The sequence below is a fragment of the Candidatus Sarmatiella mevalonica genome (assembly GCF_016751895.1).
GTDB lineage: Bacteria > Pseudomonadota > Alphaproteobacteria > Rickettsiales > Rickettsiaceae > Sarmatiella > Sarmatiella mevalonica.
In genome coordinates this window covers 1-3,365 of the sequence record NZ_JACVVM010000093.1, presented here as the reverse complement: position 1 = coordinate 3,365, position 3,365 = coordinate 1, and the positions used below count along the sequence as shown (strand labels likewise).

Genomic DNA, 3,365 nt, shown 5'->3' with positions numbered 1-3,365 from the left:
TTTGGATAAATACTGTGCAGTGTGCCGATAATCTTCGTGCATACCGGCTATTAAAATTTGTGGACCATTATCAAAATCGTCGAAACATCTTACTCTTAACATATTAGCCTCTTTATATTTAAAAGATTTATATACAGATTTTTCTATTATTTTAGGTACCTTGCCATTAATTGGTATGTTCATCCACTCATCGCACCTATCCCTTCCCTTATAATCCCAATGTAGATTATGTCGCGGATCTATGGTATGAGGCTTCCACTCACCGCCATAAATATCATATAGACTTTTTTCTCCTCTTGATCTAGGTTTAGCCTTACTTGGCAGCCCCTCGATTAACTTGCCATTAATCGGCACTGTGGGCCAGGTATCTATATCATACTTTGAAACAGAATTTTCATCACCATCAAAAGTAGCATGAATTGCTTCATCATGACACCGGCAATTAATCGCCCGCCCTGGATGGCCTGTAGGCGGAGGTTTGTTATAAGAAAAAACCTTCCCATTATTTGCGGCATGAGTTGGCCTCACCTTATGATCTTCTTTGGTGCGCCAAATATAAAATTTCATATCATTTTCAATGCCATTTGCAGACTTGAATACATAATATGGTTCTGTTATTTTGCTACCATAGCGCAGATATTTCCAGAAAGCTGAGGTGTATGCTTTGTTATAGATCTTGATCAACGTTTTAGTATAATGATTAGCTTTTAGTTTTCCGCTATAATCATAACCTAAACTATCTGACCACTAATGGCTTATATAACTTTTAAGTTGAAGCAGCATAGAAGGCGCTAGCATCTTCAGAAGAAAATATCAACAAATCTATATAGCCAAGATTTAAGATGGCAAATTACTATACCTTATAACTTTCTTTCTAAAATAAATTGAATAATTCAATTATTTATAACATAAATTATAAAATAGTCAACTAAAAATTATCATATACCTTTTTATAAGCTAAACGCTAAACCCAAAGCTATAGTTACGGGGTTTAGGTTGGACTTTGCGGTGATTTTATTTTCAAAATTTGTGTACTGCACTTTAGCGTTCATTTGATAACGCTTTACATCTAAATTAAAATTAAATTTGTTAATCTTATAATCAATACCTACCTGAGCAACCCAACCAAAAGCACCACTCATTCTTACATATTTATTTGTTGCGCTTAAATAGGCACCATAAACACCAAATCCAACATAAGGTTTGAATGAGTTTTGTCCAAAAGGATAAACCTTCAAGGTATCATAAAAGGGTATCATATAAAAATTCATACTCTTCTCTTTAGATGTTTCTTGAAAGATAATCTTGTTTATCAAATCTTTGTTAATAGAGGATAGAGCGAAACTCACTCCAACTTCCATACCTAAATATTTATTAAATAAAATACAAGTACTAGTTTCTATGCCATAACCAGTGGTCGCAAATTTGTTTATATTCATTCGCGCAGCATCCATGGATGGAAGCGATAATACCAAATTGTTTTTAAATAAAGCGGTGTATAATCTAGTAGTAAATAAAAGACCTAAATCTTTATATGCATCACACTCCAGCTCCTTGTTGTTTTTTTCTTGGTTTTGCTTCGCGCTAATCTGTTTGTTAACATACTCTGGCTCAGACAAGGTAGGTTCCTGCGTCAAATTAACATCCGGTAACAAATCTAAACGAGAGGAGTTTAGTTCGTAAAACCCATCCTTCCTACTTAACTCGCTCTTTTGAGCCTGCGTCGTCTTTTTTATAGGCAGTGCGGCGTCTTGCTTTGTAATGCCCTGCGCGCTGCATGAGGCTTTTATGGTGGTGAGCAGCAACGCGACTTGAATTAATTTGCAAATAATCATATGATTGTGTACTAAGCGTTAAGTGTGTATATTTCTTTTAATCATAATACATAATGGAGCGGTATATGCAATTTAACTCACTCATTTTTGAATAAACATAAATTAATTATAATTAAATTATTATTAAACTTAAACTTCAATATAATGTGGCCAAAGGGGCAATAAATAAACTATGAATACTAAACTCCAATCATATATTATCGGCGTACTCTGGTTCTTGTTAAGTTTAATTAGCAGCAATTTAAATGATGTTATTTCTAAATATGTTGGAAATAATTTGCATAGCGGACAAGTGGCATTTTTAAGATTTTTTTTCAGTACAGTAACGCTCATACCTTTTATATTACACTCGGGCTTAGAAGCTGCGCGTACATCTCATGTATGCATACACATTATTAGAGGCGTGTTGTTGTTTTTTGGTATAGGTTTATGGATTTACGGAGTGAATTTAGTACCATTAACCACCGCAACAGTTGTGAGTTTTTCTGTTCCTCTGTTTACTCTCATCTTAGCAAAGTTTTTTTTAACAGAAAAAGTGATATGGCAAAGATGGGTTGCTACAATAGTAGGGTTAGTAGGAGTGGTTATTACTCTCAATCCTAATAGTAATGATTTTAGTTTTAACGCAGCAATTTTTGTTGTAGCCTCTATTGCGTTCGCTTCTTTAGATATTATCAACAAAATTTTTGTAATCAAGGAATCTATGCTTAGCATGTTACTATATTCTGATATAGTCACAACTATCTTATCCCTCCCTATTGCATTATACTTTTGGAAAGAACCGAGCACTCAACAGGTAGTATTGCTATTTGTATTGGGCTTTAGCGCAAACGCTATACTCTTTTTCTTGCTCAAGGCTTTTTCTATGACTGATGCTACTGCTCTTGCGCCATATAGATATTTTGAGTTGATTGTTTCAAGCGCTTTTAGTTTTTGTATCTGGCATGAGCTGCCTAGCCTTAGCACTTTTTATGGTAGTTTAATTATTATTCCTTCCACTTTGTTTGTAATCCTTTCAGAAAAAAAGCGCTATGAACAAAATTAGGCTTTTAAGGATGTAATAATTACAAGAAAATTGTTATATTGAACCTTAGGCCGAATCTTTTTCGTCTGTTGCGGTATTTGTCAGATATGATTTTAAATCAATTTTAAATCGTTTAATCATTCCAATAACATTTTCATTGGCTACTCTTTGACTTGCGATTTCATGATTTTTCTTTTTAGCTTCTTTCGTTAGTGGGTTATTCCTTGTTTTCTTTTTTGGTAATTCGGATTTGCTATGGAGCTTTTGTATGATTTGGTATCTCGTATCAGTAATGACTTTTATATCAGGATTGATCTTAGTGTTAGAGTCTTTGAATAGACCTCTTGCGTAAGTATATAGAATTGGAAATTACTTACAGGGAGGGGTTGATATTTTTTATAAAGCGTGTATAGAACTTGATTTTTAACCAACAAGAGACTATACACAATGATAAGATACAGTAAAATTGCTAAACATCCAAGAGTTTTTTAAGATTATTTGGCATG

At 33.7% G+C, this 3,365-nt stretch carries 3 protein-coding genes and 1 pseudogene; 1 reads left to right on the top strand and 3 read right to left on the bottom strand.

The window, feature by feature from the left end; translation table 11 throughout:
* A partial coding sequence (locus Sarmat_RS06245; RefSeq protein ID WP_279611778.1) for a phage minor head protein occupies positions 1–684 on the bottom strand: 684 nt, incomplete at its 3' end.
* A 266-nt stretch (positions 685–950) separates the two neighbouring features.
* Positions 951–1,805: an OmpW family outer membrane protein gene (locus Sarmat_RS06240; protein ID WP_202149909.1), complete on the bottom strand. Its 855-nt coding sequence runs from the start codon at positions 1,803–1,805 to the stop codon at positions 951–953.
* Positions 1,806–2,007: 202 nt separating this feature from the next.
* Here Sarmat_RS06240 and Sarmat_RS06235 point away from each other — a divergent pair, with 202 nt between their 5' ends.
* Positions 2,008–2,880 (top strand): DMT family transporter, encoded by an 873-nt coding sequence (locus tag Sarmat_RS06235; protein ID WP_202149908.1) that lies wholly within the window; start codon positions 2,008–2,010, stop codon positions 2,878–2,880.
* Between the two features lie 19 nt (positions 2,881–2,899).
* On the opposite strand, the pseudogene Sarmat_RS06230 reads toward Sarmat_RS06235, so the two are convergent.
* Positions 2,900–3,198, bottom strand: a pseudogene (locus Sarmat_RS06230) (transposase family protein); the annotation flags it as partial.
* Positions 3,199–3,365 lie beyond the last annotated feature (167 nt).